This is a genomic window from Anabaena sp. UHCC 0253, assembly GCF_009712085.1.
In the GTDB taxonomy this organism is placed as follows: domain Bacteria; phylum Cyanobacteriota; class Cyanobacteriia; order Cyanobacteriales; family Nostocaceae; genus Dolichospermum.
On the sequence record NZ_VILD01000009.1, the window covers coordinates 21,851 to 37,121 of the forward strand.

12 protein-coding genes are annotated in these 15,271 nt (G+C 38.2%); 6 read left to right on the top strand and 6 right to left on the bottom strand.

The window, feature by feature from the left end:
- On the bottom strand, positions 1 to 669 hold the full coding sequence (locus FJR38_RS21635) for a hypothetical protein (protein WP_168539359.1): 669 nt from the start codon (positions 667 to 669) through the stop codon (positions 1 to 3).
- A 288-nt stretch (positions 670 to 957) separates the two neighbouring features.
- Positions 958 to 1,911 (bottom strand): RsmB/NOP family class I SAM-dependent RNA methyltransferase, encoded by a 954-nt coding sequence (locus FJR38_RS21640; protein WP_168539361.1) that lies wholly within the window; start codon positions 1,909 to 1,911, stop codon positions 958 to 960.
- 234 nt (positions 1,912 to 2,145) lie between these two features.
- Between FJR38_RS21640 and FJR38_RS21645 the strand changes: the two genes are divergently transcribed.
- A complete protein-coding gene (locus FJR38_RS21645) occupies positions 2,146 to 3,738 on the top strand; it encodes a DUF2157 domain-containing protein (protein ID WP_168539363.1) in 1,593 nt (530 codons plus the stop codon).
- A gap of 389 nt (positions 3,739 to 4,127) precedes the next feature.
- Positions 4,128 to 4,859 carry a GDYXXLXY domain-containing protein gene (locus FJR38_RS21650; RefSeq protein WP_168539365.1) on the top strand — a complete coding sequence of 244 codons (732 nt, stop codon included), beginning with the start codon at positions 4,128 to 4,130 and terminating at the stop codon, positions 4,857 to 4,859.
- Between the two features lie 141 nt (positions 4,860 to 5,000).
- Here FJR38_RS21650 and FJR38_RS21655 read toward each other — a convergent pair whose 3' ends face one another.
- The gene (locus tag FJR38_RS21655; RefSeq protein ID WP_168539367.1) at positions 5,001 to 8,027 is read right to left on the bottom strand and encodes an Npt1/Npt2 family nucleotide transporter; all 3,027 of its coding nucleotides are present in this window, start codon (positions 8,025 to 8,027) and stop codon (positions 5,001 to 5,003) included.
- A 331-nt stretch (positions 8,028 to 8,358) separates the two neighbouring features.
- A complete protein-coding gene (gene infC, locus FJR38_RS21660; protein ID WP_168492845.1) occupies positions 8,359 to 8,892 on the bottom strand; it encodes a translation initiation factor IF-3 in 534 nt (177 codons plus the stop codon).
- A 403-nt stretch (positions 8,893 to 9,295) separates the two neighbouring features.
- On the opposite strand from infC, the gene FJR38_RS21665 reads away from it, so the two are divergent.
- Positions 9,296 to 10,204, top strand: a complete 909-nt coding sequence (locus FJR38_RS21665) for an alpha/beta fold hydrolase (protein WP_168492843.1) — start codon at positions 9,296 to 9,298, stop codon at positions 10,202 to 10,204.
- A 2-nt stretch (positions 10,205 to 10,206) separates the two neighbouring features.
- Here the strand turns inward: FJR38_RS21665 and FJR38_RS21670 are convergent, their stop codons facing one another.
- Positions 10,207 to 10,545 (bottom strand): BON domain-containing protein, encoded by a 339-nt coding sequence (locus tag FJR38_RS21670; protein ID WP_168492841.1) that lies wholly within the window; start codon positions 10,543 to 10,545, stop codon positions 10,207 to 10,209.
- Positions 10,546 to 10,648: 103 nt separating this feature from the next.
- Entirely contained in the window at positions 10,649 to 11,869 is a 1,221-nt protein-coding gene (locus tag FJR38_RS21675) for an RNA-guided endonuclease TnpB family protein (RefSeq protein WP_168492839.1), read from the bottom strand.
- A 313-nt stretch (positions 11,870 to 12,182) separates the two neighbouring features.
- Between FJR38_RS21675 and ilvN the strand changes: the two genes are divergently transcribed.
- From ilvN to FJR38_RS21685, 3 genes are all read left to right on the top strand, one after another.
- Positions 12,183 to 12,701, top strand: coding sequence for an acetolactate synthase small subunit (gene ilvN / locus FJR38_RS21680; RefSeq protein WP_168492837.1), 519 nt, complete (start codon positions 12,183 to 12,185; stop codon positions 12,699 to 12,701).
- 206 nt (positions 12,702 to 12,907) lie between these two features.
- Positions 12,908 to 13,030 (top strand): hypothetical protein, encoded by a 123-nt coding sequence (locus tag FJR38_RS29120; protein ID WP_256366788.1) that lies wholly within the window; start codon positions 12,908 to 12,910, stop codon positions 13,028 to 13,030.
- Between the two features lie 174 nt (positions 13,031 to 13,204).
- Entirely contained in the window at positions 13,205 to 15,250 is a 2,046-nt protein-coding gene (locus FJR38_RS21685; protein ID WP_168492828.1) for a nucleoside-diphosphate sugar epimerase/dehydratase, read from the top strand.
- The last annotated feature ends 21 nt before the right edge of the window (positions 15,251 to 15,271 follow it).

Consider the following 15,271-nt stretch of genomic DNA (forward strand, 5'->3'; position numbering starts at 1 on the left):
TTAACTCAAGCGTTTAGCGTAAGAACGTAGTTGTGTACCAGGTATAGAAATTGAATCTTCGCGTTTATCAGAAGTAAAGTCTGGTATTTCTCCGGCAATTAGCTGCAAAATGTCATCAGCTTGCATTTCTACTAGCCATTTATTAAATTTTTCACGGCTAACTTGTTCACCTATTTCTCTTCTAATGCGATAAATAGGCACTAAATCATCGAAAATGTGATCTCGATTCAACTTGTCATAAACAGCCAACGCGACAGATTTAAACTCCTCATAAGAACCAATCACCCCACCACCAGACACAACCGGCGCAGCAACCACAACATCAACCTGACGAAACAACCGCAACAAAGAATTTCCTACCCACGCACCAAGATTAGTATTAAACTCAAATTCATCACTACGCAAACCTGCCTTCAACACATCTAAACCTATAGGAGACGTAAGAGTATAATTAGTTGACGAACCTTTTTTAGCAACAGTAATAGCTTTTTGCGCTTCCAAATCCTCTAAAATACTTTGATAGTCGGTCATCTTATGTCCTTTAGACACTATCCGCTTGCTTAATTTACCCTTAGCCACTTTCTGCTCAGTTCCTCCCAAATCCCACAACGCAAGCAGCAAGCGTGTTTGAGCGTAACCAACCTGTAAATCCTGGATTTTTGGACTCATGATCATGTGTGTTAAATAACTAAAATTATTATAATCATGATTGTATTTTTTATTTCAGCCAAGCCAAAAATTGTTTATTTTATAGATATTCCTGACAAATTCATCAATTTATCAACATAAAAAGCAATAGAGAATTTACGTAACTTATACATTTTATAGTTACAAAACCACAGAAAATAAATGTATTACCCGCATAAAAATGTAGAAACATTTCATATACAAATGTAGAGACGTTCCATGGAACGTCTCTACAAAAAAGAGTAATTATCAATTGTCAATTGTCAATTGTCAATTATTCTGATATCTCCACATAGCAGAAAGATCCTCTAAATCAACCCCCTTAACATCACCTTCCGCCGTATTTTTAAACAACACCGTAAAAGCACCAGCACCCAACCTATCTTGAGGAAACATCCGATAACAAGGAATGCTAGTTAAATGAGATTGATAGGCAGATAAATGACCAACTTCCACCGCTTGAAAATCAGGAAATCGTTCTAAAAACCATTCACAAACCTGCTCATTTTCTTCCGGGGAATAAGTACAAGTCATATAAGCCAAATAACCTTGAGGGGCAACCATTTGGGCAGAATTAGCAATAATTCTTTTTTGGCGATTGGCACTTTTATTAATTGAAGTCGAGTGAAAACATCCCGGTGCTTTCTCACCCTTAGCTAATAAAGATTGCCCAGTACAAGGGGCATCAACCATGACTAAATTACTCGAAGCTGGTAACAATTCCGCAAAAATACTAGAATCTCTATTTACTACCCCACTGGGTTTAATTTGGCAACGTTTTAAATTAGAAATTAGCATTCCCAACCGCTTCCCAATCACCTCATTACTAATTAATAAATCAGGTTGTAAAGCCCTCCAAGCAAACACACTTTTACCACCAGGGGCAGCACACATATCAAAAATAATAGATATTGATTCGGGAATAGCCAACAAAACAGAAGCCGAAAATACCGAAGAAAAATCTAAACAATAAAAAGATCCTTGTTGATGTAAAAGATGTTTACCAGGTTTTTCTCCCACAGATAACCTATCTACAAAATGCGGTTGCCAAAGTGTTGGCATTTCCACAGCAAAAGGCGAAATATCTGGTTTATCTTGACACCACAGAATACAAGGTGCAAAAGGTTGGGGATGAACTAAAGCATCAATAAACTTTGTTTGTTCATCTACATTTGTAAATAACCGACGGGTAACTTTAAGCAATAAATTAGAAGCTTTTTCCATATTAATTTTCACAAAATTAAGTCAGCAGAGAAAGTGTTACAGAAGAACAATGCAATCAATATATTTGGCTGCATACTGAAAAGACAATGACCACCCTAAAAAATTGAATATTCAGATGGCGTTTGTAAAGCGCGTCCAGTACGGCTTGTAGCTAGAAGCTAACCTTATTTTGATATAGCAGGGAACGGGAAGGATGAGGAAACGGGTTTAAAAGTCTTTTGTACCGGAGAGGTCATGATATTTAACAATTTTCTGCAAAAACTGCGCCAAGAAGCACAACGTTGGCGAGATGAAGGAATTATTAGTTCTTCCCAGTATGACCAAATAGCCAAGCGTCATCAATTTAATAACATAGAAGAGTCTACCCGTGATAGTTTTGGTGCGATCGCTATTGTCATCGGTGGCTTACTTTTAGGGTTAGGTTTAATGACCTTAGTGGGCGCAAATTGGCAAGGTTGGTCACGGGAAGTCAAGTTTATCTTGTTAATGAGTTTATTTCTCTCCACCGCCATTACTGGTTTTTTAACCTGGAGAGAACCAACCATGATCACAAATCAAGGTAAAAAGTCTCAAAAGGGTAAACGGGCAATCGGGGAAGCATTATTAATTCTCAGTGCTTTCATTTTAGGGGCAACTTTACTCTTGATGGCACAAATATTCAATATTAGCGGTTCAGCTTCCGAGTTATTTTTAGCTTGGGGGTTTGGAGTGTTAGTCATGGCTTATAGTCTTTCCCTCAACTCCTTGGGAATTATGGCCATTGTCCTCATCCAAATTGGCTATTGGATAGGAATTGGTGATTTATGGTCTGGTTCTGGGGAAGTGACTTGGGCGCGGTTAGCTGTGCGCCATATGCCTTTATTATCATGGTTACTGTTTGTCCCCCTAGCTTATATTTGCAGATCCCGGTGGATTTTTGGACTAGGGGTAGTGGCATTTACCGTATCTTTGCAATATAACCTCAGACCTTTGCCACTGTTGACATTTTCTGATGTCGTGCCGTGGATAGCTTCTTTTGCTTTAGCCCTTCCAGCCGCCTTACTTTGGAGTTATGACGATTTACTTTTCCCCACAGTTAATTACAGATTGTTTCAACCCCTAGCCCGTAATTTAGGCTTGATCTGTTTTGGGGTAGTTTTTTATCTTCTGTCTTTTCGTTGGCAATGGCAAGCTGTAGATTTCAGCTATTCTCAATCTAACAATTTATCAAGTGTATTCCGGTCTTTGCCAATTATTGATTTAGGGATTCTCAGTGGTTTAGCAGTGTTGCAATGGTTGTTTCTCATCCGTCATAGCAACAGTCCTCTCCGTCGGGAAGTATTTTTCACACTTGGCATCATTACTACTTTTTTGGGATTCATTCTGATTACTCCCTTTTGGCATCAAGCTATCACCAGAATTACAGAACTAGGCATTTTTATCTTCAATGTTTTGTTAGCGATATTAGCCTGGGGATTAGTTCAAGAGGGGTTAAAGTTACGGAATAGAACCTCTTTTTGGTGTGGTATGCTATTATTTACCCTGCAAATTATCAGCCGGGTTCTAGAGTATAACACTGATGTACTTTTCCGAGCTTTAGTATTTGGTATTTGCGGTTATTCCCTAATTGCAGCCGGACTTTGGTTTGAACGTCGTTTTACTACTTCTAAAACTAGTAATAGCGGTGGTAGCGGAAACAGCGGTGGTAGTTGGAATAGCGGTGGTAGTGGAAATAGCGGAAATAGTGGTGGTAGTGGAAATAGTGGTGGTAGTGGAAATAGCGGGAATAGCGGAAATAGTGGAAATAGCGGAAATAGTGGAAATAGCGGAGGGAGTAATAAAAAGTAATAGAGCAATTTCGACTAAAATGAAGACATATTCATGAAAGAGAATTCAGTTGTTAAAATCAGTTATTTGGTGATACTCTAACGGATATTGCTACATCTATAAATGATTCTGAATTCTTTCTATATAAATCTCTGCGTATAAACTCCTATCAAAAAATCAGAGGTAATGGGAAAAGTATTTTTTCCTATTATCTATTAACCCAAGTTACGGGTAATAATCTAGGAGTTGTACGGGCGAAGCATTCGGGCGATAACCTATTCTTCAAACCATTGATTTTCCGTCCGAATGCTTCGCCCCTACTATTTATTTTACCCAGCACTCCCTAAATCATCATGACTATAACTAGCAACTTGGGTTATTACCTCCTTACCAATTACTAAATTAATCACATGAAAAGTGACTCCCCTGAATCAAAAAGAACCTTAACTCCCGAAATGGAATTTTCCGAAAAGTTGACCTTTCGGGATTATCTAATTGCTACAGAACATAAGGCTAATAAACCTTTACCAATTTGGCGATTAATTGCCCCTTTAATAGTCCAGGTAGGTTTGATTCTCGCTGTACCTGTCCAAGCAATGTACACAGATGTCACTGGTAAAACAGTAATTTTGCAAACTACATCTGCAAATTCTAATGATGTGTTACGGGGTTCTTCATTAAACTTGGATTATAATATTTCCCGTCCCGAAACATTGAGAAGAGTAAGAGGTTGGAATGAATGGTTACAGAGAAATTCCCGCAGAAATAGACAAATTATTCAGGGAAGTACCTTATACCTAATTTTGCAAGAACGACAATCTTTTGATAGAAGTGAACTTCAGTCTTGGCAACCTGTACGGGTAAGCAGTAATCGTCCTAATACTCTTCCTAATAATCAGGTAGCCTTAAAAGGTAATTATCAAGATGGCTTGGTTAATTATGGTTTGGACAACTATTTCATTTCTGACGAACAAAGACAGCAAATTAATAATGATCTGGCACAATTCCAGGGAAACAGAAATAGCAATAGAAATAGAAATAGTAGACAACAACCAATATTCGTCCGGGTAAAAGTAGATCCTCAAGGTAATGCTATTCCTTTGGGTTTATCCATTAGAAACCGCAATTACCGTTTTGAGTAAGTGTCACACTAAAAATCTGGGCATTGCTGATAGCCTGCGTGGCGATAGCCATATTAGGGGATAAAATTGAAAAATCAATGATTTCAAACTCTTACTCTCTGCACCTCTGCGCCTCTGCGTGAAACAAAATCATACTCTTAATCAGCAACGCCCCGATTTTTTCATTAATTCCTGAACTTGAGCCGCAACTAAAGGATGTGGATCTGTTTTTAAATAGGGAAGAATTTCTTGGATAACCCGCCCAGAAACAACACTCAGATAGGAAATAGCTGCTTCCCTAACAAAGCCTGTAGGATGACGCAAAGTTGCCACAATTTCATCAGAACTCACTCGGATATGAGCCGCTTGGGCAAAATGAAAACAACAAGCCAAACACCAATCAGAAAGCAAGTTACCGAGCATAATTAACTTACGAAGACGATTAGCAATAATCGTGGATTCTTGCTCATTTATTCCTGGTCTTTTTTCACGTTCCACAATTCCATTGTCTATAAGATACTGGAGTTTTTCGTGTGGAGAACGGCGGTCTAAAATATGTAATAAAATTGATTTAGATGCTAACTTCACTGTGTGATCTAAGATTTCTAAACCTCTGGATAAACTTACCACTGACTCAGATTGAAGGTTTAATGATGCCGCTTGGATCTTCGCAGGAGAATAAAGTAATTTTAGTAGTAATAGTAAGCGATCTTTAACGTCAATTTCTACTTCTAATAGTGCGGTTTGCAATAATTCACCAATGGCAATTAGTCTTTCATGGGAATGATGATGATCTAGGGAATTGATCATTTCTAAATCTATATAAGCAGCATAGATTTCTCCTAAAAATTGCACTTCTTCTTTAATTAAAGCTTCTATCCTCGTTTCGTCCAATTTATCGCCGACATGATTGTTTTCTGACTGTTGGAGGATTTTGATTAAGCTACGGAGAATATATTCTCTGGTACTACCCCAAGATGTATCCAAATTCAGCCATAAACTTTCCTGTGCTTCTACAGTACCGATTTGGGCAATTGTCCGCCAAGCGTGCATTCGCACTACTTCGGGTTTATAAATATTTGTCGCTAATTGTAATAACAAATGGAGTCCTTCATTCTCCAATCGCACTAAGGAACGGATGGCGGTAGTGCGGGTAGATTTGTAATATAGGGCTGCTAATAGTGTCGGATAGTATTCTTCTAATCTAGTTGCAGCGATCATTTCTAAGACGGCGCAACGCACCCGCAATGATTGATCTTTTAATAAGTTGGGGATATATATTTGTAGTTCTTGTAAATCTACAGATTCTCGGAAAGCTTTGACCGCATTGATCCGTTCTTGCTCTTGGGGATGAGTCAGCATTCCCCGCATAGTATCTGTGGCTGCTATTCTTTGCTGAGTTGTTCCTTGACGCAGAAGTAAGGCGGCAGCGGTAGCTCGAATTAGGGAATGATGTTGAGGGTGTAGGTATTTTTCTAAGAGACTCAAATCAGGATTAGGATCAGCTAACCAAATGTAGCGCAAAGCGAGAGCAAACACTTCCGGTTCAAATGCTTCTGGGGATTGTTCTAATAGGGGGCTAACTGCATTCGTATAGGCTGGGTTTGCACCTGCTAACAGCATGACTTCTAGGCTTTTAGATTGTAAATCTGGTGGTAATTGTCCGAGTAAGGGGGCTAAAACCTGGGCTGCTCCCTGGAGATCAATTTGGGCTAAAAGTTCGACACAAGCGCCTTTGTCGGCTGCGTTGCCTGTTTCTACTAAGGCTTTGACTACCCCTTGTTGGAATACTCGTAAACCGACGGTAGCTGCACTGACTTCGCCTCTTTCGGCGCTTAATACTAATAGATCAACGTAGCGCGATCGCAATTCCCAAACTACTTTTAAACAACTGGCGGCGATAATCACTGTTTCTCCCACAAACACCCATTTTTGTAAGGATGCTGGCACATATTGTTCGACAAAAAACAAAGTGATAAAAATTGCTATACCAGTTAAACCAGATGAGATTGCTTCGGCTGTACCACCGGATAATGTTTGTATCCAACTGCGAATTTCTTCGGGAATGGGTTGATATAAGACGGGTCCACTACTGACAACAAAGGTATAACGGAGGAGTTCATCACAGAACTTCAAGCTGACTAAGCCCCAGAATACAGTTTGTGCTTGAATAGCAGGAAAGAAACTCAAAAGAGCGATCGCTGATGGTAATAAAAATCCTACAGTGATTGGTAAAAGTGCTGCTGTCGAAAATACCCCAATCTTCTCAATTAACCGACTAGAAACAAACCATTGAGTAAATAATTCACATACCCCTACAATGCCACCAAACAGCCCCAAAAAACTCGCTAAGTCCTGATTACCAAAATTAGAATTTAGTTCTCTCAAATATTGAAAATCTATTAACAAGCCCATGACTTGCAACAGAGCTACAAAAATAAATAAATACCAGACATAACGTTTCAAAGGAGTTTGCAAGCGACGATGGCGAGAACCTTGTTCTTCGGGAATATCCCTTTGAGGCTTACTAGGAAAAGCGCCACGATATTTATAAGTTAAAAGAAATAAAATTACTGAACCACAAAGAACCACCAAACAAGCCATAATGATCACCTGATTCAGTGACATTATTTTCACTAACCAAGGTAAACTAAAACCGCTGATTACATCTGCTACCAACAAACCACTACTAACTAGTGGGTAAGTCCGCTTAATTTCCCGAATATTGAATAGTTGATTAGCAACAATGGAAGCATTGAGATCAGTAACTACATAACAAGCATCTACCCACAATCGCAGTAGAAAAATAATTATCATAGAAACGGACGGAATACTAATTCCCCACCGCAATAATACTAATAAAAATAAAGGCACGATCATACAAGGGACGATCGCTACAATCACCCAACGCAGAGGGAAAATCCTTTGCAACCAAGAAAATAAACCTACTAATCCTGCACCCAGAGCAGCACTAGCAATATAAATCCAAGGTAATTGTCCCGCTCCATATTGATCTAAAAATAGGGCTACAGTGCTATCTTCTGCCCATCGTAATCCTACAGCCACAGTTGTGTAGAAGGCAAACATCATCCAAGTCCGTTCAACTTCTTCCGGACGGAGATTCACCCACTGAAGCAATCGGGACAGAAAGCCTCGATTGGCATTAAACCCTTGATTTTTCAATTCCATGTAGTTTGATTTTCTGAGTTAATTAGGTAGAAATAACTATACTTTAGTCAGGATAAGGACAGAGGAAAAAGACTTTTACACTTTCAGTTTAATGAAAGACAGTAACAAATGTCAGAAAGGAAGAATCATCATCAGATTTTTCCCATAGCAAAAGTCCTGAACAACTGAGTCTTATCTTTCCCACTCAGCCGTCAGGACTATCACTTTGAAATAAATTTACAAGAATATAGCACTGATGAACGCTGAGGGGATGGAAAAATCCTCTGATCTCAATCTTAGGTAAAATTATTACCCAATTTATACAGCATTCATCACCAGTTTATTGACAAGATTATTTTTTGGGTGAAATAAGCATCATCATATTTCTTCCTTCTTTCTTTGGTGATTGCTGTACTTCACCAAAAGGCTCTAGATCCGTAGCCATTCGCTTGAGCAGAGTTTCTGCCAAGTCACTGTGTTGAATTTCCCGACCTCGGAACATCACAGTAGCCTTAACTTTATCGCCATCCTTGAGGAAGCGTTCAGCTTGCTTGACGCGCACATTATAGTCATGCTCTTCTATTTTATAGCGCATCTTCACTTCTTTCACATCAGCCGTGTGCTGCTTCTTCCGGGCTTCCCGCGCCTTTTTCTCCTGCTCAAACTTATATTTCCCATAGTCCATGATTCGACATACTGGCGGATCAGCCTTGTCACTGATTAGCACTAGGTCTAATTCCTTTTCTTCTGCTAATTGTATGGCTTCTTGGGGAGTGATGATTCCCAGTTGTGCGCCATCAGTGTCAATCACCCGAATTTTCGGGAAGCGAATCCGTTCGTTAATTTGGGGCAGATCGCGAGTTCTTTTTTTCTCAATCACAGGCATTATGATTAGTGGCAGCTCTTTAGTTAAGAATTTGGGTTGGTCTTGGTGTTTGCTATGCCAATCAAGGCAAAATACAACAATAACTCAGAATCGAAAAACGAGTATCCATCTCTAGGGTAGGTGACGTATATATTTGTTATTCTACTCACTTCGAGATAATTTCTCTACATTAGTTATAGATATCAGATATCTATAAGGGTATTTCTAGCATAGCAAAATTAACTAGACATTGAAGTGAATCAAATATAATGTAACATTTTAGTAAATCAGGAACAAAGCTAAAAACATAAAATCAGGTAGGTTGGGTTGACGCTCTTGTTACCCAAAATTTACGGACTTTTGTTAGGTTGCGCTGTCGCACGAAGCCAACCTACAAAAACTAGCTAATCAGCGAGGGGGAAATGTGACAACCACAATACATTGGCAGCACCGAGTGGGTAATCAAAGGGACTGGGTGTGGCGTGGTTGGCAAACCCGTTATACTTACATTCGTCCCGCCACTAATCATCTAAAAACAACACCTTTAATTTTATTACACGGATTTGGCGCTTCCATTGGTCATTGGCGACACAATTTAGAAGTTTTAGGTGAATATCACACCGTCTATGCTTTAGACATGATTGGTTTTGGTGCTTCCGAAAAAGCTGCAACTAGCTACAACGTAGAACTCTGGGTAGAACAAGTTTACGACTTTTGGAAAACCTTTATTCGTGAACCAGTAATTTTAGTAGGTAATTCCATTGGTTCACTAATTTCTCTAGTCGCAGCCGCTACCCATCCTGACATGGTAAAGGGCATAGTGATGATGAGTTTACCAGATCCCACACTCGAACAAGAAATGATTCCTACTGTCTTACAACCTCTCGTTAGGGGGATCAAAACTATATTTACCTCAAGATTGATATTGAAACCGATATTTTATTTTGTGCGTCGTCCCAGTCTCCTGCGCCGTTGGGCTAGTTTAGCTTACGCTAATCCAGAGGCTATTACAGATGAACTTATAGATATTTTGGCTGGACCCCCCCAGGATAGAGGATCTGCTCGTGCTTTTAGAGCTTTATTTAAGGCAACAACAGGAGTAAACTTTAGTCCTAGTGTCAAGAAGATTTTACCAAACTTAACAATTCCGATGCTATTAATGTGGGGACAAAAAGATAGATTTGTTCCCCCCACACTAGCGCATCAATTTGTCCGCTACAACGAAAAACTACAGTTACTATATCTAGAAGATGTCGGTCATTGTCCCCATGATGAATCACCAGCACAAGTTAACCAAGCAATTTTAGATTGGGTTAATAACCTGCTTGTCTAAATTTAACTAATACTGACTGCTGTAGTATCAATGTTGCTACTGCCATTGACAGTATTAGCAACGGAAACCATCTTGTTGAGAATATCTTGACTAGGAACTTTACCTTTTAATACCACCGTGCTACCCGTTTGAGCCACCCATAGAGTATCAATATCATTAAGTTGAGGATCTTGATCAAATGCTAATGCTACCCGCTTGGCTAAACCACTTTGGTCATATTCTCCATTTAATCCCATGCGTTCTGGAGGTATTGTTTGTGTGGTCGTATCATTATTAGCAGTAGGATTAACTTGGTTGCTTTTCGATTGTTCTAAGCCAAAAAGTCTTTTTAACCAACTCATAAATACTTCATTCCCCTCAATGTTCACTTTTATTAAATAATATAAGCTCTTAAGCCAACGGCTGCATCTATCCGAAAAGAGATAATTTTCATAATTGACACTCTCAGATATAAAGACACTGAGATTCTTTGATCGACGATATGACTTGCTCATACAGGATTTCTCCGGCACAAGTAGAGGCCTTATCTCCTAAAGCGTTGCTTGCGTCTAGCGCAAAAGTTCCGGTATGCCCTACCGTACCCAATCCTCGACTTAGGATATTTCTAGCTGCGTTTTCATCTCTATCCATTACACAACCACACTTGCAAGCGTGGGTTCTGGTGGATAGAGTTTTTTTGACGATTTCACCACAGCTAGAGCATTCTTGACTCGTGTATTGCGGATTAACTGCAACCGTGACTCTCTTAAATACTTTTCCAAAATATTCAAGCCAGACACGAAACTGATACCAAGATGCGTCGTTTATTGACTTAGCTAAACAATGATTTTTTACCAGATTTTTAATTCTCAAATCTTCATAGGATATCAAGTCGTTTGACTGAACTACGCACCGTGCTAATTTCACAGCATGGTCTTTACGTTTCCTACTTATTTTGAGATGGCGTTTCCCTAAAATCTGTCTAGCTTTGCCTCTATTCTTTGACCCTTTAACTTTTCTGGAAACACGGCGTTGAGAACGTTTAAGAACCTTTTCTCCTTCACGAAGAAACTTAGGATTCTCCACTATTACGCCATTGGAATCGGTGTAGTATTCTTTCAAACCTACATCTAATCCAATTGTATTTCCTGTTGGTTCTATATTTTCTTGGCGGTTAACATCAATGCAAAATTGACAATAATAACCGTCAGCCCGTTTAACTAATCTAACTCGTTTGATTTGATTGATTTGATAGAAATGCAAATCACGAGTTCCCTTGATCTTTAGCCTACCGATACCTTTTTTATCGGTAAAAGTAATAGATTTACGATCATCCGCAAGTTGCCATCCAGATGTTTTGTATTCAACAGAACGACAATCTTTTTGGAATTGAGGATATCCCTTTAAGCCAGGAATATTCTTCTTGCAATTATCATAAAAACGGGCAATGGAAGACCATGCTCTTTCAGCACTCGCTTGTCGTGCCATCGAATTAAGTTCATTAGCGAACGGAAAATTAGCAGCTAATACAGCGCAGTATTTCTGCAAGTCGTTTTTGCCTGTTCCCTGAACATCCATCCATAGCCGAATACAGCTATTGCGAACGAATTGAGCAGTCCGAATTGCATCATCTATTGCTGTTAACTGAACTGATTTTCCGTAAACTTTAAACTCAAAAACTAGCATTGTTCTTACCTTCCCTTCACTCTTATACTATTACCCCTGGCGTAAAACTGTCAAGGTAGTTGATATAAGGCTAGACTGTGGCAAAACGAACGTGTAAGATTGAAGGCAGTTAAAACCGTGGTCAGTGAGCTTGCCGAACTGCCCGTGTCGCTTGTATCTCAGCACGCTTTGTGACTGAGCTTTACGCTTGCCGGATATTTCTGTAACGATTAAGTTTAGAATAAGAATTCAGACCGACAATTCAGCGTGGTAAAAACTAGCTTCGCAGTCATGAGTGCCGGTCTGCGTTCATGCCATGCTTTTTTAGTCGAAGATGAAACATACGCTGTCAGTTATCGTTGAAGATGAAGCGGGAGTTCTATCCCGCATTTCCAGTTTATTTGCTCGTCGGGGTTTTAATATTGAAAGCCTTGCTGTTGGACCAGCGGAACAGGGAGGGGTATCTCGGATTACTATGGTTGTACCTGGTGACGATCGCATTATTGAGCAACTTACCAAACAACTATATAAGTTAGTTAATGTTCTCAAAGTGCAAGATATTACAGAAATCCCTTGTGTAGAAAGAGAATTGATGCTTCTTAAAGTAAATGCTACTAGCAATAATCGTTCAGAAATTATTGAATTGTCTCAAATTTTCCGAGCGCGAATTGTTGATGTAGCTGAAGATTCTTTAACTTTAGAAGTTGTTGGCGATCCTGGTAAAATGGTAGCTATAGTTCAAGTTCTACAAAAATTTGGACTGAGAGAAATTGCTCGAACAGGTAAAATCTCTCTGACTCGTGAATCGGGTGTAAATACGGAATTACTAAAGTCTTTACAAGCAAAAATTTAGCTTGATTACAAGATATTAAAGCAGCAGATATAGTGTAAATACTATGTTTGCTGCTATTATTTTATTTTGATTAGGAATTATGTCAAACTGGCGTTACTTAACAAGTGAAAACCTGATAAAAAGTTTATAGTTCAAGACAAAAAATAATAACCCATAAATTAATGTTCATGTTTGCTTAGTAAATATAAATAATATAGCACTGTGATGTGATTAATGAAGATAGATTATTGCAAATTATCACCCCAGAAGTAGGATATATTTTCATTGATCAGTTATTGATGCTATATGATTTGACACAAATAATTTCTGGATTCCCCTTTACAGGTTAATGACATGAAAACAGACTCAATCATTCTATAGAGTTAAGTAGATGAACAGAAAAATTTAAAGGTATGTGAAGAAACCAAAACTCTCTTTCTGTTCCCTTGCCCTTCTAGTTTTTAATTAAAGTTCCAGGTGTTTATCCAGTGAAAGCTTCTGCAAATTTTCCTGGAGATACGGATATGAATATCATATTTTTCGCTTCTCATTTCACTATTCAAAAAATAGTTAGTAATTTATCAATTCAATTAAGTAAAGTTAGAAATAGACATTGGTTTATTTGTGACATCATTATTTTTACCATCACACCATTGTTAGCATTGTTCTTGCGTTTAGACGGTAATCTAAATTTACAGGAATATATTTCACAATTAGGAATTGCGACAATTTTGTTTTTAGTAATTAAACTAATTGTCCTGTCATGCGGTAAATTTTATAGACGCTATTGGAGATACGCAAGTATTGAGGAAGTAATATATATAGTCACGTTGATGATGGGGATAATAGTTATCCAAACAACGTTGTTTAATATATTATATAAAACATTCAATTTTCCATTAGATAAGTTACCACAATCACTACCAATTCTGGAGGGATTGCTATCCTGTATTTTTGTGATTGTATTACGGTTTAGTTTTCGAGTTGTAGAAAGGTTAAATCATCGGCAAGAAATAGTTCAAAATAAAGAAAGAGTCTTGATTATTGGTGCGGGTAATGCGGGAGTTTCTCTGGTAGAAGATATGCAAAGAAATCCTCAATTTGGGGTTTATCCTGTAGGATTTATTGACGACGATATCAAAAAAAAGCAAATACATTTAAGAGGAATTCCTGTATTAGGCGATCGCTATCAAATATCCGAGATTATCAAAAAACTAAAAATCCAGAAAGTTATCATTGCCATGCCCACAGCTTCTGGAAAAGTAATTAGAGAAATTGTCGATATTTGTCAAACCAATGGAGTGCAACCTAGCACATTACCAGGAGTATATGAAATATTGAATGGTCGCATTAAGTTAGATAGTGTTAGAGATATCAAAATTGAAGATTTACTCAGACGTGAACCAATTCAGATAGAAAGAGAAAGAGTCTCCAAATTTCTCAAAAATAAAACAGTATTAATTACAGGTTCAGGTGGATCAATTGGTAGTGAACTATGTCGGCAAATTTTCCGTTGTCACCCAGCGAAAATCATCCTAATTGGACATGGAGAAAACTCTGTGTTTAATATTCAACAAGAACTAGAACAACTGATCCAAACACTTAAAAACAACGGTAAATCAGCCATAAATATTCCGCAGATTTATACATTCATTGCTGATATTCGAGTGCAGTCGAGACTAGAACACGCATTTGAAAGATTTAAACCAGATGTAATTTTCCATGCTGCGGCTCATAAGCACGTTCCCTTGATGGAATTAAATCCCGCAGAAGCAATTACTAACAATGTGATTGGTACAAGGAATTTATTACAAGTAGCACTGCAATATGATGTAGAACATTTTGTGATGATTTCCACAGATAAAGCCGTCAATCCTACAAACGTTATGGGTGCTAGTAAAAGAGTAGCCGAAATGTTAGTTTTACAAGCAGCAAGAGAAAGTGGTAAATCCTATGTTGCTGTGCGTTTTGGTAACGTTTTAGGAAGTCGTGGTAGCGTAGTTCCTACTTTCCAAAAACAAATTTTAGCAGGTGGACCAATTACAGTTACTCATCCCGATATTTGTCGTTATTTCATGACTATACCAGAAGCAGTTCAACTAGTTTTACAAGCATCTGTTCTTGGTCGTAGTGGTGAAGTTCTAATGCTCAATATGGGTGAACCAGTAAAAATTGTAGACTTAGCAAAAGAACTGATTCATCTTTCAGGATATGAAGTTAATAAAGATATTGACATCGTATTTACAGGGTTAAGACCAGGAGAAAAGCTTTTTGAAGAATTGTTTATTGAAGGAGAAGAGTATGAAAAAACTGAACATGAAAAACTGTTAGTTGTGAAAAATGCCAGTCAGATTATCCCTAGTTACTTGGATATTACTGTAGAAAGATTGTTAGGAGTTGCAGCTAAAAATGATACCCATTCTATTATCTTTTTACTGTCACAATTAGTAGCAGGTTATAAACCAAAATTCCCAGAAGAAAGCAGTGCCTTAGAATCCGCCAAATATGCTAATCACGGATCGAATATACAAGTAAATGTTCTAACAAATATCGAAAAAAAGAGCGCGTAAATATATCAAATGTTTGGATTT